This is a genomic window from Pseudomonas machongensis (genome assembly GCF_034961125.1).
Taxonomy (GTDB): domain Bacteria; phylum Pseudomonadota; class Gammaproteobacteria; order Pseudomonadales; family Pseudomonadaceae; genus Aquipseudomonas; species Aquipseudomonas machongensis.
On the sequence record NZ_JAYFUI010000126.1, the window covers coordinates 1 to 18,592 of the forward strand.

The following is an 18,592-nucleotide window of genomic DNA, read 5'->3' on the forward strand; positions in this document are numbered from 1 at the left end:
AAGCCTGCGCCTGTGGCTGTTCAGCGACCCCTACATGCGTGTGCCGCAGTTGTTGGTCGGCCTGCGCAGTGGTGCGCTGGCGGTCGACCTGGAGCAGCTTGGCGCCAGCGACCGGGTGGCCGTGCGCATGCCAAGCAGCCTGGCCGATTACCTGCGTGGCAACTTCGCCAATCTCAACCTGCAGGGCGTGCCCAATGAGCGCGAGGCGCTGCAACTGGTGCTGGGTGCGCAAGCCAGCTACGCCGTGCTCGACGAGGCGCAGCTCAGTCGCCTGTCGCGCGAGAGCGAATTCGGCGACCTGGTGGTCGTGGGCGATATTGGCCTGCCGCAGTTGCTGCGTATCGGCTCGCGCCGCGATTGGCCGCTGCTGGCCGACGTGCTGGAGCGCGGTCTGCAGGCGATGCCTGCCAAGGAACTGGAGCAGTTGCACCAGCGTTGGTTGCAACCGAAGTACCCGCGCCTGAGCGAGTCGGCGGGGTTCTGGCAGAACCTTGCGTTGTTGTTCGGCTTGTTGCTGCTCTGCGCGCTGGCCACCCTGGCGATGCAGCGTCGCCAGCAGCGCCGACTCGAGCGGAGCCTGCTGAGCGTGCGGGAGAGCCTGCTCGAACGCCAGGCCCGTGAAGAGGCACTGCGGCTGAGCCAGTTTTCCATCGACCAGAGCACCGTTGGCATCCTCTGGGTGCATTGGGACAGCCACGTGCGCTACGCCAATCATGCTGCCGAGCGCATGCTCGGCCATGGTGAGGGCGAACTGCTCGAGCGACCGCTGATCGATATCGAGCCGAGCCTGCACATGGACCGCTGGCTGGAGTTGTGGAAGCGTGCGCGCACGGGCGACAGTGGGGCGCAAGCGTTCGAGACCCTGTGCCGTCGTGCCGATGGCAGCTTGCTGCCGGTGGAGCTGTCACTGAGCTTCCTGCGTTTTCGGGATGCCGAATACCTGGTGGTGTTCATCACCGATGTCACCGAGCGCCGCCGCGCCCTGGCGGCCCTGCGCGAGAGCGAGGCGCGGCTCAAGGGTATCGCGGGCAACGTGCCGGGCCTGGTCTTTCGCCTGGAGCGTGATCCTGCCGAGGGCGAGCCGGAGTTTCCCTATGTCAGTGAGGGCAGCGAGGCGCTGGTCGGCTATGCCCCCGCCCAGATCCAGCAGGCGGACATGGGGCTGCGCAATCTGGTCCACCCCGATGACCGCGCCGACTATCACCGGGTCCAGGACTTGGCGCTGGCCAATGACCGCGACTGGTCCTGGCAGGGCCGCATTCTCACCCGCGAAGGTCTGCAGCGCTGGGCCGACATCAAGGCCAGCGCCCGGCGTCAGGCCGATGGCCGGGTGGTGTGGGACGGCATTGTCTGGGATGTTACCCAGAGCAAGCGGGTCGAGCTGGAACTGGCGCGCTCCCAGGAGCAACTGCGTGAGCTGTCGGCGCACCTGGAGAGCGTACGTGAGGAAGAGAAGGCGCGAATCGCCCGTGAAGTGCACGATGAACTCGGACAGATGCTCACTGTGCTCAAGCTGGAGGTTTCGATGTGCGAGCTGGCTTTTGCCGAGCTCGACCCGGGGCTCAACGAGCGACTCACCAGCATGAAGCGCCTGATCGCCCAATTGTTCCAGCTGGTGCGCGATGTGGCCACGGCGTTGCGCCCGCCGATCCTGGATGCCGGGATCGCCTCGGCCATCGAATGGCAGGCCCGGCGCTTCGAGGCGCGCACGCAGATTCCCTGCCTGGTGCAGGTGCCGGATAATCTGCCAGCATTGAGCGATGCCAAGGCCACTGGACTGTTCCGCATCCTGCAGGAGGCGCTGACCAATGTCATGCGCCATGCCAGGGCGCACACGGTGCAAATCGAGCTCAAGCATGAAAATGACTGGCTACGCATGACGGTGATCGACGACGGTGCCGGCTTCAGCCCCGCTCAGTCACGCCCCACCTCGTTCGGCCTGGTCGGCGTGCGTGAGCGGGTGCTGATGCTGGGCGGCAGCGTGACCCTGGAAAGCGAGCCGGGCGAGGGCACCAGCCTGAGCGTGGCCATCCCTCTTTATTAGGAGAAACACCTTGATTCGAGTGCTGGTGGCTGAAGACCACACCATCGTCCGCGAGGGCATCAAGCAATTGATCGGCCTGGCCAAGGACATGCTGGTAGCGGGCGAGGCCGGCAACGGCGAGCAGTTGCTCGAAACGCTGCGCCATACCCCCTGCGAGGTGGTGCTGCTGGATATCTCGATGCCGGGCGTCAACGGCCTGGAGGCGATTCCGCGGATCCGCGCGCTGAGCAGTCCGCCAGCCATCCTGATGCTGTCGATGCACGATGAAGCACAGATGGCAGCACGCGCGCTCAAGGCGGGGGCGGCTGGCTATGCGACCAAGGATAGCGACCCGGCGCTGCTGCTGACCGCGATCCGCCGCGTCGCCGGTGGTGGTCGCTACATCGACCCGGCTCTGGCCGACCGTATGGTCTTCGAGGTGGGCCTGACCGAGACCCGCCCGCTACACACACTGCTGTCGGAGCGTGAGTTCTCGGTGTTCGAACGCCTGGCCCAGGGGGCCAACGTCAACGACATCGCCCAGCAGCTGGCGCTGTCGAGCAAGACCATCAGTACCCACAAGGCGCGGTTGATGCAGAAGCTCAAGGTCAATTCGCTGGCGGAGCTTGTGAAGTACGCCATGGAGCACAAGCTGGTCTGATTGCGACATGCATCTGTGGGAGCGGGCTTGCCCGCGAAAGGTCCCTGCCTGTCGATCTCGGTGTCTGTGTCGACCTCTTCGCGGGCAAGCCCGCACCCACAGGGTTGGAGGTGTCGGGATGAGGAGTATTCCAATCGCGTCATCCTTGTAGGGCAATCCCTACAACAACTCTTCCATCTGGATGATGGCATTCTCTCAGCACCCCCGATTTCCGGGGCTTTGCCGTTCTTCTAGTCTTTTGCCTACGCAGTCATTCCAACAAGAAGGTGCAGGGCATGAGCGAGGCGAATTCGAACGAGACGCTGGTCAGCTTCCGTGGTGTGCAGAAGAGCTACGACGGCGAATCGCTGATCGTCAAGGACCTCAACCTCGACATCCGCAAGGGCGAGTTCCTCACCCTGCTCGGCCCTTCCGGTTCGGGCAAGACCACCAGCCTGATGATGCTGGCCGGTTTCGAGACCCCCACCGCCGGTGAGATCCAGCTGGCCGGGCGCTCGATCAACAACGTGCCACCGCACAAGCGCGACATCGGCATGGTGTTCCAGAACTATGCGCTGTTCCCGCACATGACCGTCGCCGAGAATCTGGCATTCCCCCTGAGCGTTCGCAACCTGAGCAAGACCGACATCAGCGAGCGGGTCAAGCGTGTGCTCAACATGGTCCAGCTCGACAGTTTCGCCAAGCGCTACCCCGGTCAGCTTTCCGGCGGTCAGCAGCAGCGTGTGGCGCTGGCGCGAGCGCTGGTGTTCGAGCCGCAACTGGTGTTGATGGATGAGCCGCTCGGGGCACTCGACAAGCAGTTGCGCGAACACATGCAGATGGAGATCAAGCATATCCACCAGCGCCTGGGCGTGACCGTGGTCTATGTCACCCACGACCAGGGCGAGGCGCTGACCATGTCCGACCGCGTGGCGGTATTCCACCAGGGCGAGATCCAGCAGATCGCCGACCCGCGCACCCTCTACGAAGAGCCAGCCAACACTTTCGTCGCCAACTTCATCGGCGAGAACAACCGCATCAACGGCACTCTGCTGGCGCGCAACGGCGAGCGCTGCCAGGTGCAACTGGCACGTGGCGAGAAGGTCGAGGCGCTGGCAGTGAACGTCGGCCAGGCCGGCGAGCCGGTGACCCTGTCGATCCGCCCGGAGCGCGTGCGTCTCAACGGCCACAGCGAGCATTGCGTCAACCGCTTCTCCGGCCGCGTGGCCGAGTTCATCTACCTGGGCGACCACGTGCGGGTGCGCCTGGAAGTCTGCGGCAAGGCCGACTTCTTCGTGAAGCAGCCAATCGCCGAGCTCGACCCGGCCCTGGCCGTGGGCGATGTGGTACCGCTTGGCTGGCAGGTGGAGCACGCCCGTGCGCTCGACCCGATTGCCGAAACCCACTGATCGATTGCTTCACCAACCCTGTACTGTGGAGAGAATAATAATGCGCAAGCAGTTGAAACTGACCGCCCTGGCCCTGGGGCTGTTTACCGCGGGGCAGGCCCTGGCCGCGGACCTCACCGTGGTGTCGTTCGGCGGTGCCAACAAGGCGGCCCAGGTCAAGGCGTTCTACGAGCCGTGGGAAAAGGCCGGCAAGGGCAAGATCGTCGCCGGGGAGTACAACGGCGAGATGGCCAAGGTCAAAGCCATGGTCGATACCAAGAGCGTGTCGTGGGACCTGGTCGAGGTGGAGTCGCCAGAGCTGGAACGCGGTTGCCAGGAAGGCCTGTTCGAGGAGCTCGACCCCGCGCCGTTCGGCAACGCGGCCGACTACGTGCCCGGTGCGATCCAGGGCTGCGGCGTAGGCTTCTTCGTGTGGTCCACGGTGCTGGCCTACAACGCTGACAAGCTCCAGACCGCGCCCACCAGTTGGGCCGATTTCTGGGACACCAAGAAATTCCCCGGCAAGCGTGGCCTGCGCAAGGGTGCCAAGTACACCTTGGAATTCGCCCTGATGGCCGACGGCGTAGCGCCCAAAGATGTGTACTCGGTGCTGCAGACCAAAGCCGGTGTAGACCGAGCCTTCAAGAAGCTCGACGAGCTCAAGCCGAACATCCAGTGGTGGGAAGCCGGCGCCCAGCCGCCGCAGTACCTGGCCTCGGGTGACGTGGTCATGAGCTCGGCCTACAACGGCCGGATCGCTGCGGTACAGAAGGACAGCAACCTGAAGGTGGTGTGGAACGGCGGGATCTACGACTTCGACGCATGGGCCATTCCGAAGGGTGCGAAGAACGTGGAAGAGGCGAAGAAGTTCATCGTCTATACCGTGCAACCGGCACAGCAGAAGATCTACTCCGAGAACATCGCCTACGGCCCTGCCAACTCCAAGGCCATCGAACTGCTGTCGGACGATGTGAAGAAGGACATGCCGACCACGCCCGAGAACATCGCCAACCAGGTGCAGATCGACGTGGCCTTTTGGGCCGATAACAGCGAGCAGCTGGAGCAACGCTTCAACGCCTGGGCTGCGAAGAAGTAACGCGCCTCAAAGGAGCGCCGGGGTTTGACCGGCGCTCCCTCGTTTTCTGTGTTTTTCGGAGTTCGCCATGGCCATTGCAGTGCCCCTGAATGAAGGCGCAGGTCCAAGTCTCAAGCAGCGCCTCAAGCGCGCCGAACGGGTCAACCGTTGGAAGGCCCAGGCGTTGATCGCGCCGCTGGCGCTGTTCCTGCTGCTGGTGTTCCTCGTGCCGATCGCCGCTCTTTTGTACAAGAGCGTCGAAAACCCTGAGGTGGTCGCAGGCCTGCCGCGTACCGTCGAAGCCGTGTTGCAGTGGGACGGCAAGAGCCTGCCCGACGAGGCGGTATACAAAGCCCTCAGCGAGGATTTGGCCGAATCGCGCAAGAACCAGACCCTGGGCGAGCTTTCCAAGCGTCTGAACATGGAGCTGGCCGGCTACCGCAGCCTGCTGTCCAAGACAGCACGTGCACTGCCGTTCAAGACCGAACCGGCTTCCTATAAAGACGCCCTGCAAACCCTTGATGAGCGCTGGGGCGACCCGGCCTACTGGCAGGCAATTCGCCGTAACACCAGCGAGGTGACACCTTTCTATCTGCTGGCCTCGCTGGATCACCGCATCGATGATCTGGGCGAACTGGCCAAGACCACCCCTGACCAGGCCATTTATCTGGACATTTTTGCCCGCACCCTGTGGATGGGGGTGGTGATCACCGTGATCTGCCTGGTGCTGGCCTATCCGCTCGCCTACCTGCTGGCCAACCTGCCGACCCGGCAGAGCAACCTGTTGATGATCCTGGTGTTGCTGCCGTTCTGGACTTCGATCCTGGTGCGGGTGGCGGCTTGGATCGTGCTGCTGCAGTCTGGCGGCCTGATCAACAGCGCGCTGATGGCCATTGGCATCATCGATCAGCCGCTGGAGCTGGTGTTCAATCGCACCGGGGTCTACATCTCCATGGTGCACATCCTGCTGCCATTCATGATCCTGCCGTTGTACAGCGTGATGAAGGGTATTTCGCCCAGCTACATGCGTGCGGCGATCTCGCTGGGCTGTCATCCGTTCGCCAGCTTCTGGCGGGTGTACTTCCCGCAGACTTACGCCGGTGTCGGCGCCGGCTGCCTATTGGTGTTCATCCTTGCCATCGGCTACTACATCACCCCGGCCCTGCTGGGCAGCCCGAACGACCAGATGGTCAGTTACTTCGTCGCCTTCTATACCAACACCAGCATCAACTGGGGCATGGCCACGGCCCTGGGCGGGTTGCTGTTGCTGGCAACCGTGCTGCTGTACCTGATCTATAGCTGGCTGGTCGGCGCCAGCCGCCTGCGCCTGAGCTGAGGAGCCTTGTGATGCTGAGCCCTTACATGTCGCCCGTGGAGCGGGTCTGGTTCTACAGCCTGCGCATTCTCTGTGGCCTGATCCTGTTGTTCCTGGTCTTGCCGGTGCTGGTGATCATTCCGCTGTCGTTCAACAGCGGCAGCTTCCTGGTGTACCCGCTGCAAGGCTTTTCGCTGCAGTGGTACCAGGACTTCTTCGCCTCTGCCGAGTGGATGCGCGCGCTGAAGAACAGCATCATCGTCGCCCCGGCAGCGACGGTGCTGGCCATGGTGTTCGGCACCCTGGCCGCGATCGGCCTGACCCGCGGCGACTTCCCCGGCAAGTCGCTGGTGATGGCGCTGGTGATTTCGCCAATGGTGGTACCGGTGGTGATCATCGGTGTGGCCAGCTACTTGTTCTTCGCGCCGCTGGGGATGGGTAACAGCTTCATTTCGTTGATCCTGGTGCACGCGGTGCTGGGCGTGCCGTTCGTGATCATCACCGTCTCGGCGACCCTGCAGGGGTTCAACTACAATCTGGTGCGCGCCGCGGCCAGCCTCGGCGCCTCGCCCTTGCTGGCCTTCCGTCGGGTGACCTTGCCGCTGATTGCGCCGGGCGTGATTTCCGGAGCGCTGTTCGCCTTTGCCACGTCCTTCGATGAGGTGGTGGTGACGCTGTTCCTCGCTGGCCCCGAGCAGGCCACCTTGCCGCGGCAGATGTTCAGTGGCATTCGCGAGAACCTGAGCCCGACCATTGCGGCGGCGGCCACGTTGCTGATTGCGTTTTCGGTAATCCTGCTGCTGACCCTGGAGTGGTTGCGCGGACGCAGCGAGAAGTTGCGGACCCAGCAGCCGACCTGATCCTGCGGCAGCTGCACCGGCCTCATCGCGGGGCAAGCCCGCTCCCACAGTTGCCCCGCCGTTCATGAGGGCAGCGCTGTACTGGTAGGGGCGGGCTTGCCCCGCGATGAGGTCGGTACAGACAACCCCGGTTCCGTGCACCGTTCGACACCAATTGATACCAATCAGCCCTCGTCCACTTCCCTGAGTTACAATGCGCGCCACCGTGATTTCCACCACATAGGTGCGCCATGCAGCCCTACGCTATTGCCCCCTCCATTCTTTCCGCCGATTTCGCCCGCCTGGGCGAGGACGTCGACAAGGTTCTGGCCGCCGGGGCCGACATCGTCCACTTCGATGTCATGGACAACCACTACGTGCCCAATCTGACCATCGGTCCGATGGTCTGCACGGCACTGCGCAAGTACGGCGTGACCGCGCCGATCGATGTGCACCTGATGGTCAGCCCGGTCGACCGCATCATCGGCGACTTCATCGAGGCCGGCGCTACCTACATCACCTTCCACCCGGAAGCGTCGCAACACATCGACCGTTCGCTGCAACTGATCAAGGACGGCGGCTGCAAGGCCGGCCTGGTATTCAACCCGGCCACCAGCCTGGACGCACTTAAATACGTGATGGACAAGGTCGACATGGTCCTGCTGATGAGCGTCAACCCAGGCTTCGGCGGGCAGAAGTTCATCCCTGGCACCCTCGACAAGCTGCGCGAGGCCCGCGCGCTGATCGATGCCAGCGGGCGTGATATCCGCCTGGAGATCGATGGCGGCGTCAACGTCGGCAACATTCGTGAAATCGCCGCTGCTGGCGCCGACACCTTCGTTGCCGGCTCGGCGATCTTCAACGCCCCGGACTACCAGGAAGTGATCGCCAAGATGCGCGCCGAACTGGCCCAGGCCCGCCCATGAGTGGCTTCGAGCAGCTGTTCCCGGGGACGCTGCCCAGGCTGGTGATGTTCGATCTGGACGGTACGTTGATCGATTCGGTACCGGACCTGGCCGCCGCCGTGGACCGCATGCTGCTCGAACTCGGGCGCCCGGCCGCAGGGCTGGATGCCGTGCGCCAGTGGGTGGGCAACGGTGCCGAGGTGCTGGTGCGCCGCGCCCTGGCCGGCGGCATCGAGCACGATGCCGTCGATGCGCAACTGGCCGAGCGTGCGCTGGCACTGTTCATGGAAGCCTATGGTGAAAGCCATGAGCTGACCGTTGTCTACCCAGGCGTGCGCGACACCTTGCGCTGGTTGCGCAAGCAGGGCGTGGAGATGGCGCTGATCACCAACAAGCCCGAACGCTTTGTCGGGCCGTTGCTGGACCAGATGAAGATCGGTCGCTATTTCCGCTGGATCATCGGTGGCGACACCCTGCCACAGAAGAAACCCGACCCGGCGGCGTTGCTGTTCGTCATGAAGATGGCCGGCATTGCGCCCGAGCAGTCGCTGTTCGTCGGCGATTCGCGCAGTGACGTGCAGGCGGCCAGGGCGGCGGGGGTCAAGAGCGTCGGCCTGACCTACGGCTACAACCACGGACGGCCGATCGACGAGGAGTCGCCGAGCCTGGTACTCGACGATCTGCGCCTGCTGTTGCCCGGTTGCTTAGTCACCGACACTGGGATAACGTGGGCGGACCTTCAAGCCTCCCAAGACAGAGACTCCACTGTGGGTGTTACCGGCAAATTCTGGATGAAAGTCATCAAGGCCCTGGCCCGTTGGCGCTGGCGCGCCTGACTCCCGCTCGCCGGCGCCTGCCGGCCCGTCCGCTTGCCCGAACCCATTGCTGCTTGCCACGAGGCTACCCATGACCCGCGAAGAATTCCTGCGCCTGGCCGCTGCCGGCTACAACCGCATTCCCCTGGCCTGTGAAACCCTGGCCGACTTCGATACGCCGCTGTCGATCTACCTGAAGCTTGCCGACCAGGCCAACTCTTATCTGCTCGAGTCCGTGCAGGGCGGGGAGAAGTGGGGGCGCTACTCGATGATCGGCCTGCCTTCGCGCACGGTGATGCGCGTGCACGGCTACCGGGTGAGCATCCTGCACGATGGCGTCGAGGTAGAGAGCCACGAGGTCGAGGATCCACTGGCATTCGTCGAGTCGTTCAAGGACCGCTACAAGGTCGCCGACATTCCTGGGCTGCCGCGCTTCAATGGTGGCCTGGTCGGCTATTTTGGCTATGACTGCGTACGTTATGTCGAGAAGCGCCTGGGCGCCTGCCCGAACCCGGATCCGCTGGGGGTGCCGGACATCCTGCTGATGGTCTCCGACGCCGTGGTGGTGTTCGACAACCTGGCCGGCAAGATGCACGCGATCGTGCTGGTCGACCCGTCTGAGGAGCAGGCGTTCGAGCAAGGCAAGGCGCGTCTGGATGGCTTGCTCGACAAGCTGCGCCAGCCAATCACCCCGCGTCGGGGGCTGGACCTCAGCGGACCGATGGCCGCTGAGCCTGAATTCCGCTCCAGCTACACCCGGGACGACTACGAGAATGCGGTCGGGCGGATCAAGGAATACATCCTCGCTGGCGACTGCATGCAGGTCGTGCCGTCGCAGCGCATGTCCATCGACTTCAAGGCTGCGCCCATCGACCTGTACCGGGCGCTGCGCTGCTTCAACCCGACGCCCTACATGTACTTCTTCAACTTCGGCGACTTCCATGTGGTCGGCAGCTCGCCGGAAGTGCTGGTGCGGGTCGAGGACAATCTGGTCACCGTACGTCCGATCGCCGGCACCCGCCCGCGCGGCGCCAACGAAGAGGCCGACCGCGCGCTGGAAGACGACCTGCTGTCGGACGACAAGGAAATCGCCGAGCACCTGATGCTGATCGACCTGGGGCGCAACGATGTGGGGCGTGTGTCGTCCACGGGCAGCGTGCGTCTGACCGAGAAAATGGTGATCGAGCGTTATTCGAACGTCATGCATATCGTCTCGAACGTCACCGGCGAGTTGGCCGAGGGACTGACGGCGATGGACGCACTGCGTGCGATCTTGCCAGCCGGCACCTTGTCGGGTGCGCCGAAGATCCGGGCGATGGAGATCATCGACGAGCTGGAGCCGGTCAAGCGGGGTGTCTATGGTGGTGCAGTGGGTTACTTTGCCTGGAACGGCAACATGGACACCGCCATTGCCATCCGTACTGCGGTAATCAAGGACGGCGAACTGCACGTGCAGGCCGGTGGCGGCATCGTGGCCGACTCGGTACCGGCACTGGAATGGGAAGAGACCATCAACAAGCGTCGGGCGATGTTCCGTGCCGTGGCGCTGGCCGAGCAGACGCCGCGCGGCTGATGGATGAAAAAACGGCGCTCTGATGAGCGCCGTTTTTTTGGTGGTGTGAGTGGGCTGCTGCGCAGCCCATCGCGGTGCCAGCCCGCTCCTACAGGTTCACTGCAATTTCTGTAGGAGCGGGCTGGCACCGCGACGGGTTAACCCTCAAAAGTCCAGGCTCACCGCCAGACTGACTCCCTGCTGACGCAGCTCATCACTCTTGCGCCAGTTGTAATTGCCCCGCAGGTTCACCCCCGGCACCAGTTCATGGCTGAGGCCCAGGCTCGCGCGGGTCAAGTTGCTGTGCGGCGTGTAGCCGGCAAGGGTGAAGTCGTTGCCCGGCAGGGTGGTCAGGTGCATGGTCAGGTCCTGGCGGTCATCCTCGAACTCGTGCTCGCGCGCGACCTCGGCGAACAACCGCGTGCTCGGCAGCACTTGCACACTGCCCAGCAGCCCTGCACCCAGGCGGCGGGATTTGCGGTCCTGGTCGTCGAAAGCCAGGGCCGTGGAGCGTCCGCTCTTCTCGTCGTAGCCATCGACCTTGACTCGCGCATAGTCGGCGCTGATGAACGGCGCCAATTGCCAGCTGCTCGCGTCGGCGGCCAGGTTGTAGCCCAGTCGCCCGCTGATGGCCCAGGCCTCGCCATCGGTATCGCCTTTTTCGGTACGCTCGCTGGCACCCAGGGCGAAGCTGCGTTTGAGATCGCTGTAGTCCAGGTGCCCGGCAGTCAGCGTCGCATCGGCCCACCAGCGGTTCTCGCGGAACTGGGCGAAGGCACTGGCCAGGTAGCTGTCGAGCTTGTAGTCCGAGTCCTGTTGGCCTGCCTCCAGTTTCTGGCTGTAGACGCCTGCTGCCAGGCCGACGCGCCAGGCATCATCGAGCCGGTAGCTGCCGCCGAGGGTCAGGTTGTAACCGCGGCCATCGCCACTTGCCGAACTGCGCTGGCTGCCGAAGTCCAGATCCTGGGCGCCGGTGGCGACGAAGGCTTGCCACTGACCAACTGCCTGCCAGGGTGTCTGCCACTGGTTGCGTAGCTCATCCTGATGGGCGCGCAGGCTGGCGTGGGCCATTTCCGGAAGCAGCGTCAGTTCCCAAGGGGCGGCGAGGATGGAGTAGGCGTAGTCGGCGATCAGTTGCTGGCCAGCAATGGTCGGGTGTACCGAGTCGTTGAACAGCAGCCGGGTTGGGTCGGGGTTGGTGCCGTTGGCGCCATAGACCGGGTTTTGCACGCAGCTGTCGCCGCTGTAGCAGGTACCGACCAGGTTCTGGTCGGCGGCCAGGCCGAACTCCGCCGGGCTGCGCAGGGCCTCGCCGAGCAGGGTGGGGATGTTCAGCGGGATGATTTCAGCGTCGATCTGGCGCAACTGGTTGAGCAGCGACTGGTTGAACACGCCCGAAAGCTGCGACAGCGGGCCCTGCTGCGGCGTACCGCTGAAATTCGGGGTCTGCCCCAGATCGGGCAGCAGCCACACCATGATGTAGCGCGCTCCGCCCTGCTGCAGGGCCTGGGCACTGGCGGCCAGCCGCGCGCCAGCGGCGGCTGCATCGGCGGCGCTGTTGACCTGCCCCTGCAGGAAGTCATTACCGCCACCGGTGACGTAGTAGAGCGCATTCGGGTCGGCTCGCAAGCCGTTGGCCAGGTAGCCGGGGCGCTCACGCAGGACGAGACCTGCGCCAGGGCGCCCGGGTGGAATGACCGCCTCAGAGGTGTCGGTGATCGAGTCGAGGATCTGCTGTGTCGTGTAGCCGCCGACGGCCCAGTTGTTGCCGTCGGGGCGACCTTGCACAAGATTGACTAGTGAGGTAGATGGGCCCAGTTCCGCGTCGGAAAAGCCCAGCTTCCCGCCAAGGATCATGGGTGACACCGGGGCATAGTTGCCGTTCGCATCGCGATTGGTGAAACGCATGCCCGGTGTGCCACCGGTGAGGTCAGGGAACTGCCCCGCATCGCTCAGGCTGTCGCCGAATACGATCAGCGAAGAGTACGGCGAGGGCGCCGCCATGGCCTGGCTGCAGGCGAGGGTGAGCAGGCACAGGGCCGTGCGCAGGAAAGGTGGCTGTCGCATGTGGAAGTTCCTTTTCATTGCTTTTATGGAGGCAAGCCCGAAGACCTTAGCAAAAAAGCACGCAGTCCGTTCGTTCCCCAGTATTTGCGGCGTATTGCGCCTGCCGTCGCGGTAGGCTACTGTGCCGGGACGTATGAGCGAGAACTACCCCGTGTTGATCGTCAGCAAACTCCTGATGCGCGTTATCAAGGCTCACGCCCGTTGGCGTTGGCGCGCCTGACTCTTTCTCCTGCCGGTCCTGTCCGGCCCGCCCCCGTTTGCCCTCCTGTCGTTCCATCTTCGCTGTCGCGGTAGAGCCGCGCCCATGGTCGAGGCAGGAAGGTTCGAAAGCACAGTCAGTAGATTCAAGAGGTTGAGCCCAGATGTTACTGATGATCGACAATTACGACTCCTTCACCTACAACGTCGTCCAGTACCTCGGCGAGTTGGGTGCCGAGGTCAAGGTCATTCGCAACGACGAACTGACCATCGCCCAGATCGAAGCCCTCAACCCGGAGCGCATCGTCGTCTCGCCCGGCCCTTGCACGCCCAGCGAGGCAGGCGTTTCCATCGAGGCCATCCTGCACTTTGCCGGCAAGCTGCCGATCCTCGGTGTGTGCCTGGGCCACCAGTCCATCGGCCAGGCGTATGGCGGTGACGTGGTGCGGGCCCGCCAGGTCATGCATGGCAAGACCAGCCCGGTGTTCCACCGCGACCTGGGTGTGTTCGCCGGCCTGAACAACCCGTTGACCGTGACCCGCTACCATTCTCTGGTGGTCAAGCGCGAAACCCTGCCGGACTGCCTCGAAGTCACCGCCTGGACTGCCCATGCAGACGGTTCGGTCGACGAGATCATGGGCCTGCGCCACAAGACCTTGAACATCGAAGGGGTGCAATTCCACCCCGAGTCCATCCTCACCGAGCAGGGCCACGAGCTGTTCGCCAACTTCCTCAAGCAGACCGGCGGCCGCCGCTAAGGATCGATCATGGATATCAAGAGCGCGCTGAGCCGCATCGTCGGCCACCTGGACCTGTCCACAGACGAAATGCGCGATGTCATGCGTCAGATCATGACCGGACAATGCACCGAGGCGCAGATCGGCGCCTTTCTGATGGGCATGCGCATGAAGAGCGAGAGCATCGACGAGATCGTCGGCGCCGTTTCGGTCATGCGTGAGCTGGCCGACAAGGTCGAGCTCAAGAGCCTCGACGGCGTGGTCGACATCGTCGGCACTGGCGGCGACGGGGCCAACATCTTCAACGTTTCCACGGCTTCGGCCTTCGTGCTCGCCGCGGCCGGTTGCCCGGTGGCCAAGCACGGCAACCGCGCGGTGTCCGGCAAGAGCGGCAGCGCCGACCTGCTGGAGGCGGCCGGTATCTACCTGAACCTTACGCCAGTGCAGGTGGCCCGCTGCATCGATAGCCTGGGGATCGGTTTCATGTTCGCCCAGACTCACCACAGTGCGATGAAGCATGCTGCTGGCCCGCGCCGCGACCTGGGCTTGCGCACGCTCTTCAACATGCTCGGCCCGCTTACGAATCCGGCCGGTGTGAAGCACCAGGTGGTTGGTGTATTCACCCAGGCCCTGTGTCGCCCGCTCGCCGAAGTGTTGCAGCGCCTGGGCAGCAAGCATGTGCTGGTGGTGCACTCCAAGGATGGCCTGGACGAATTCAGCCTGGCCGCGCCGACCTTCGTCGCGGAATTGAAGAACGGTGAGATCACCGAATACTGGGTCGAACCGGAAGACCTTGGCATGAAGAGCCAGAGCCTGCATGGCCTGGCGGTCGAGGACCCACAGGCTTCGCTGGCGCTGATTCGTGACGCCCTGGGCCGACGCAAGACCGAAAACGGCCAGAAAGCTGCCGAAATGATCGTGCTCAACGCTGGCGCCGCGCTGTATGCCGCCGACCATGCGATGAGCCTGAAGTCGGGCGTCGAACTCGCCCACGATGTGCTGCACACCGGCCTTGCCTGGGAAAAACTCCAGGAGCTGGGCGCCTTTACCGCGGTATTCAAGCAGGAGAACGGAGCATGAGCGTACCGACGGTGCTGGAAAGGATCATTGCCCGCAAGTTTCAGGAAGTGGCCGAGCGCAGCGCGCGCGTAAGCCTCGCCGAACTGGAGCGTCTGGCCAAGGGCGCCGATGCTCCCCGCGGCTTCGCCAACGCCTTGATCGAACAGGCCAAGCGCAAGCAGCCTGCGGTCATCGCTGAGATCAAGAAGGCCTCGCCGAGCAAGGGCGTGATCCGCGAGCACTTCGTGCCTGCGGAAATCGCGGTGAGCTACGAGAAGGGCGGCGCCACCTGCCTGTCGGTACTCACCGACGTGGATTACTTCCAGGGCGCAGACGAGTACCTGCAACAGGCCCGCGCTGCCGTGTCGTTGCCGGTGATCCGCAAGGACTTCATGGTCGATCCCTACCAGATCGTCGAAGCCCGCGCCCTGGGCGCCGACTGCGTGCTGCTGATCGTCTCGGCACTGGACGATGTGAAGATGGCCGAGCTGGCCGCCACCGCCAAGGATGTCGGTCTCGACGTGCTGGTGGAGGTACACGATGGCGATGAACTCGAGCGTGCGCTGAAAACCCTCGACACGCCACTGGTGGGGGTCAACAACCGCAATCTGCACACCTTCGAGGTCAGCCTGGACACCACCCTCGACTTGCTGCCGCGCATTCCGCGTGACCGCCTGGCGGTCACCGAGAGCGGTATCCTCAACCGCGCCGACGTGGAGCTGATGGAAATCAACGAGGTGTATTCGTTCCTGGTGGGCGAAGCCTTCATGCGCGCCGAGCAGCCGGGGTTGGAGCTGCAGAGGCTGTTCTTCCCGGATCAGGTGAAGAAGACTGTTCAGCCTCTGGACTGATCAAAACACGAAGCCGGCTTGATGCCGGCTTTTTTGTATGACTGTTCTGGCCCTTTCGCGGGCCAGTGAACCAGATTTCCAAGGTGGATCAATGACCGATCAACCCCTGGCCCTCACCGTCGAGCAGGGCCTGCATGCCGAACAGGAGCTGCTCGCCGCCGTCTGCCGTGGCGAGCGCGAATCCGGCGTGCTGTTCTGGCGCCCCACCGATCATGCTCTGGTCATGCCGCGACGAATGAGTCGTCTCGACAACTTCGAAGCCGCCTGTGCCGAGCTGGCGATCGCTGGCTGGCCGGTGTTGCTGCGTGAAACCGGTGGAGAGCCGGTGCCGCAGTCCCATTCGACCGTGAACGTGGCGCTGGTCTACGTCGCACCGCGCAGCGAAGGTGACCACGGACGCATCGAGAACGCTTACGAGCGCCTGTGCCTGCCGCTGTGCGATGTCTTGCGCGAATGGGGTGGTGTGGCGTCGGTCGGGGAGATCGACGGTGCGTTCTGCGATGGGCGCTACAACGTCAATCTCAACGGCCGCAAGCTGGTCGGCACTGCCCAGCGCTGGCGCCAGGGGCTGGGCGGCAAGCGCCCGGTGGTGCTGGTGCATGGGGCGCTGCTGCTGGACAACGAGCGCGAGTCGATGGTGGCGGCGGTCAACCGCTTCAACGACTGCTGTGGGCTTGAGCAACGTTGCCGCGCCGACAGCCATATTGCCTTGCATGAAGTGGTGCCCGCAGCCCCTTGGTTCGAACGGCTGTCCCAGGCCTACGCCGAGGTGATCGCGGCGCTGCCCAAGGATTAACGGGTGCCGTAGACCACCATGGTCTTGCCCTTGACCTGCACCAGGCTACGTTCTTCAAGATCCTTGAGCACCCGGCCGACCATCTCGCGCGAACAGCCGACGATCCGCCCGATTTCCTGACGGGTGATCTTGATCTGCATGCCGTCGGGGTGGGTCATGGCATCCGGCTGCTTGCACAGGTCGAGCAGACAACGGGCGACGCGGCCGGTGACGTCGAAGAAGGCCAGGTCTCCGACCTTGCGCGTAGTGTTGCGCAGGCGCTGGGCCATCTGGCTGCCAAGGGCGTAGAGAATGTCCGGATCGTGACGGGCCAGCTCGCGGAACTTGTCGTAGCTGATCTCGGCCACTTCGCACTCGGTCTTGGCCCGTACCCAGGCGCTGCGCTGCTGTTCGGGGCCCGCTGGTTCGAACAACCCCAGTTCACCGAAGAAGTCACCATTGTTGAGGTAGGCGATGATCATCTCATGACCTTCGTCGTCCTCGATCAGGATGGTCACCGATCCCTTGACGATGAACGACAGCGTCTCGGCCCGGTCGCCGGCGCAGATGATGTTGCTCTTGGCGGCATAGCGGCGGCGTTGGCAGTGCACCAGCAGCTTGTCGATATTCTTGATCTTGGCAGGGAGTGCTGAGGCTACCATCACGAAAATCCTGTTCGAGCGACGCAGAGGCATTTTTGTAGGAGGTTACTGACGGCGGGCGCCAGTGATTTGGCGTCAGCTTATCAGACACTTCGGCTTTATCGGCATGAAACCCCAACGTCTTGAGCTTTTCCGACAGCGCTACAAGGTCTAAGCTGACGACCTTTTACGAAATCAGGAGTCCGGATAGATGAAGGCACGCATCCAGTGGGCCGGTGAGGCCATGTTCCTCGGTGAGTCGGGGAGTGGGCATGTCGTGGTCATGGACGGTCCTCCCGAGGCTGGCGGTCGTAACCTGGGCGTACGCCCGATGGAGATGCTGCTGCTCGGCCTGGGTGGCTGCAGCAGTTTCGATGTGGTCAGCATCCTGAAGAAATCCCGACAGGCGGTGGAAAGCTGCGAAGCTTTTCTGGAGGCTGAGCGCGCCAGCGAAGATCCGAAGGTATTCACCAAAATCCACCTGAACTTCGTGGTCAAGGGCCGTGGCCTCAAAGAGGCGCAGGTCAAGCGAGCGGTCGAGCTGTCGGCCGAGAAGTATTGCTCGGCATCGATCATGCTCGATCGTGCGGGTGTGGAGATCACCCATGGCTACGAGATCGTAGAGCTGGGTTGAAGTGGTGGGGCCGCCTGGCGGCCCCTTTTCAGTCGCGCAGGGCCGGTAACGCGTCGAGCAACCATTGCGGCAGCTTTGCCCGCAACGACTGGCTCAGGTGCTCGCGGCGTTTCTGGTAAGCCAACCCAAGGCCGATCACGCCAAGCCCGATCAGTGTGATCACTACCGGGAACAGCAACGACTCGGCGAACACGTCATACGACAGGTAGCCCAGGTACGCCGCCACGCCCATGGCGCCGAATACCATGAACATCGGTCGGCGCAGCAGCACTGCACATCCCATCAGGCCAAGGTTGATCAGACAATAGAGCGCCTTGCCCAGCTCACTGTCGCTGTTCATCGAAGTCAACCCGCCCCAGAATGCCAGAAGCCCTGCCAGATAGCCCCAGTAGGCGTAATCGCGGCGCGTGCGACCATCGACAGCCAGGAACACGGCCAGCAACAGAAGGCCGAACCACACCGAGACCTTCTGGCGCTGCTCCCAACTGAACACTTCGCCGTAGAACCATTCGCTGAGGTCCATGGACATGAACCACAAGGCCACGGCAATTGGCATCACGATGAAGGGGAAAGGCACCAGGCGCAGCATCGCCACCCCGGCGACGACGGTTGCCGCTTCCATGAGCAGCCAGCCGCCCTGCACGTAGGTGTAGTACTGGTGGTAGTCGAACTGCAGGTCATCCAGCGGCCACCAGCCGAGCAGGCGCTCGATGGCGAACACCGCCAACGGCACGATGCTCACGGCCACCGCTGCGAGAACGCCAGCAGCAATGACCTGTCCACGGCGCTGGAGTGACAGGGCGAACAGGGTAAGCGCGGCGATATAGAGGAGGGCGGCGGTCAGCAGTGCTGTATCACCAATGCGCATCCAGGCTTCGGTGAGCAACCAGCCCATGGCGGCCATGATCAGCAGGGCGCCGAAGTAGAAAGCGACATGGGCCAGCTGGAACCGGCCCTGTTGTTGCGGTTGCTGGCGCAGGAACTCGAGCAGCGCCCGATCCTGTCCTGGCTGGAGAATGCCGGCGCTTACGGCGCTGGCCAGGTCCTTGGCATCGAAGCGCTCGGTCATCGGCTCGTC

Annotated in this window: 17 protein-coding genes; 14 read left to right on the forward strand and 3 right to left on the reverse strand. The window is 63.6% G+C overall.

From position 1 onward, the window contains the following. The 9 genes from VA602_RS13305 to trpE form a co-directional block, all read left to right on the forward strand. The coding region (locus VA602_RS13305) for a PAS domain-containing sensor histidine kinase (protein ID WP_323453425.1) at nt 1-2,044 on the forward strand (2,044 nt) is incomplete at its 5' end. A 10-nt stretch (nt 2,045-2,054) separates the two neighbouring features. Next, a complete protein-coding gene (locus tag VA602_RS13310) occupies nt 2,055-2,684 on the forward strand; it encodes a response regulator transcription factor (RefSeq protein WP_323453426.1) in 630 nt (209 codons plus the stop codon). A 275-nt stretch (nt 2,685-2,959) separates the two neighbouring features. Continuing rightward, complete coding sequence (locus VA602_RS13315) at nt 2,960-4,072, forward strand: ABC transporter ATP-binding protein (RefSeq protein ID WP_323453427.1); 1,113 nt, start codon at nt 2,960-2,962, stop codon at nt 4,070-4,072. 40 nt (nt 4,073-4,112) lie between these two features. Continuing rightward, entirely contained in the window at nt 4,113-5,147 is a 1,035-nt protein-coding gene (locus tag VA602_RS13320; RefSeq protein ID WP_323453428.1) for an ABC transporter substrate-binding protein, read from the forward strand. Between the two features lie 67 nt (nt 5,148-5,214). Further along, nucleotides 5,215-6,462, forward strand: a complete 1,248-nt coding sequence (locus VA602_RS13325; protein WP_112897189.1) for an ABC transporter permease — start codon at nt 5,215-5,217, stop codon at nt 6,460-6,462. Nucleotides 6,463-6,473: 11 nt separating this feature from the next. Beyond that, the gene (locus VA602_RS13330) at nt 6,474-7,301 is read left to right on the forward strand and encodes an ABC transporter permease (protein ID WP_323453429.1); all 828 of its coding nucleotides are present in this window, start codon (nt 6,474-6,476) and stop codon (nt 7,299-7,301) included. A 230-nt stretch (nt 7,302-7,531) separates the two neighbouring features. Next, nucleotides 7,532-8,206 (forward strand): ribulose-phosphate 3-epimerase, encoded by a 675-nt coding sequence (rpe, locus tag VA602_RS13335; RefSeq protein ID WP_054892234.1) that lies wholly within the window; start codon nt 7,532-7,534, stop codon nt 8,204-8,206. After that, on the forward strand, nt 8,203-9,021 hold the full coding sequence (locus tag VA602_RS13340) for a phosphoglycolate phosphatase (protein ID WP_063542440.1): 819 nt from the start codon (nt 8,203-8,205) through the stop codon (nt 9,019-9,021). The genes rpe and VA602_RS13340 overlap by 4 nt, the downstream gene beginning before the upstream one ends. 70 nt (nt 9,022-9,091) lie before the next feature. Next, entirely contained in the window at nt 9,092-10,573 is a 1,482-nt protein-coding gene (gene trpE / locus VA602_RS13345) for an anthranilate synthase component I (RefSeq protein ID WP_063542442.1), read from the forward strand. A gap of 144 nt (nt 10,574-10,717) precedes the next feature. On the opposite strand, the gene estP is transcribed toward trpE, so the two are convergent. Next, nucleotides 10,718-12,619 (reverse strand): esterase EstP, encoded by a 1,902-nt coding sequence (estP, locus tag VA602_RS13350; protein ID WP_323453430.1) that lies wholly within the window; start codon nt 12,617-12,619, stop codon nt 10,718-10,720. Nucleotides 12,620-12,981: 362 nt separating this feature from the next. Here estP and VA602_RS13355 point away from each other — a divergent pair, with 362 nt between their 5' ends. From VA602_RS13355 to VA602_RS13370, 4 genes are all read left to right on the forward strand, one after another. Further along, a complete protein-coding gene (locus VA602_RS13355) occupies nt 12,982-13,575 on the forward strand; it encodes an aminodeoxychorismate/anthranilate synthase component II (protein ID WP_054892238.1) in 594 nt (197 codons plus the stop codon). 9 nt (nt 13,576-13,584) lie between these two features. Then, nucleotides 13,585-14,634: an anthranilate phosphoribosyltransferase gene (gene trpD, locus VA602_RS13360; protein ID WP_054892239.1), complete on the forward strand. Its 1,050-nt coding sequence runs from the start codon at nt 13,585-13,587 to the stop codon at nt 14,632-14,634. Continuing rightward, nucleotides 14,631-15,464 (forward strand): indole-3-glycerol phosphate synthase TrpC, encoded by an 834-nt coding sequence (gene trpC / locus VA602_RS13365; protein ID WP_125930911.1) that lies wholly within the window; start codon nt 14,631-14,633, stop codon nt 15,462-15,464. The genes trpD and trpC overlap by 4 nt, the downstream gene beginning before the upstream one ends. A gap of 91 nt (nt 15,465-15,555) precedes the next feature. Further along, nucleotides 15,556-16,260, forward strand: a complete 705-nt coding sequence (locus VA602_RS13370; protein ID WP_063542450.1) for a lipoate--protein ligase family protein — start codon at nt 15,556-15,558, stop codon at nt 16,258-16,260. Here the strand turns inward: VA602_RS13370 and crp are convergent. Further along, nucleotides 16,257-16,901, reverse strand: coding sequence for a cAMP-activated global transcriptional regulator CRP (gene crp / locus VA602_RS13375; protein ID WP_054925379.1), 645 nt, complete (start codon nt 16,899-16,901; stop codon nt 16,257-16,259). The genes VA602_RS13370 and crp overlap by 4 nt on opposite strands. A gap of 190 nt (nt 16,902-17,091) precedes the next feature. Between crp and VA602_RS13380 the strand changes: the two genes are divergently transcribed. After that, nucleotides 17,092-17,514: an OsmC family protein gene (locus VA602_RS13380; protein ID WP_028689009.1), complete on the forward strand. Its 423-nt coding sequence runs from the start codon at nt 17,092-17,094 to the stop codon at nt 17,512-17,514. Between the two features lie 28 nt (nt 17,515-17,542). Here VA602_RS13380 and VA602_RS13385 read toward each other — a convergent pair whose 3' ends face one another. After that, on the reverse strand, nt 17,543-18,583 hold the full coding sequence (locus VA602_RS13385) for a DUF2157 domain-containing protein (RefSeq protein WP_323453431.1): 1,041 nt from the start codon (nt 18,581-18,583) through the stop codon (nt 17,543-17,545). Between the last annotated feature and the right edge of the window lie 9 nt (nt 18,584-18,592).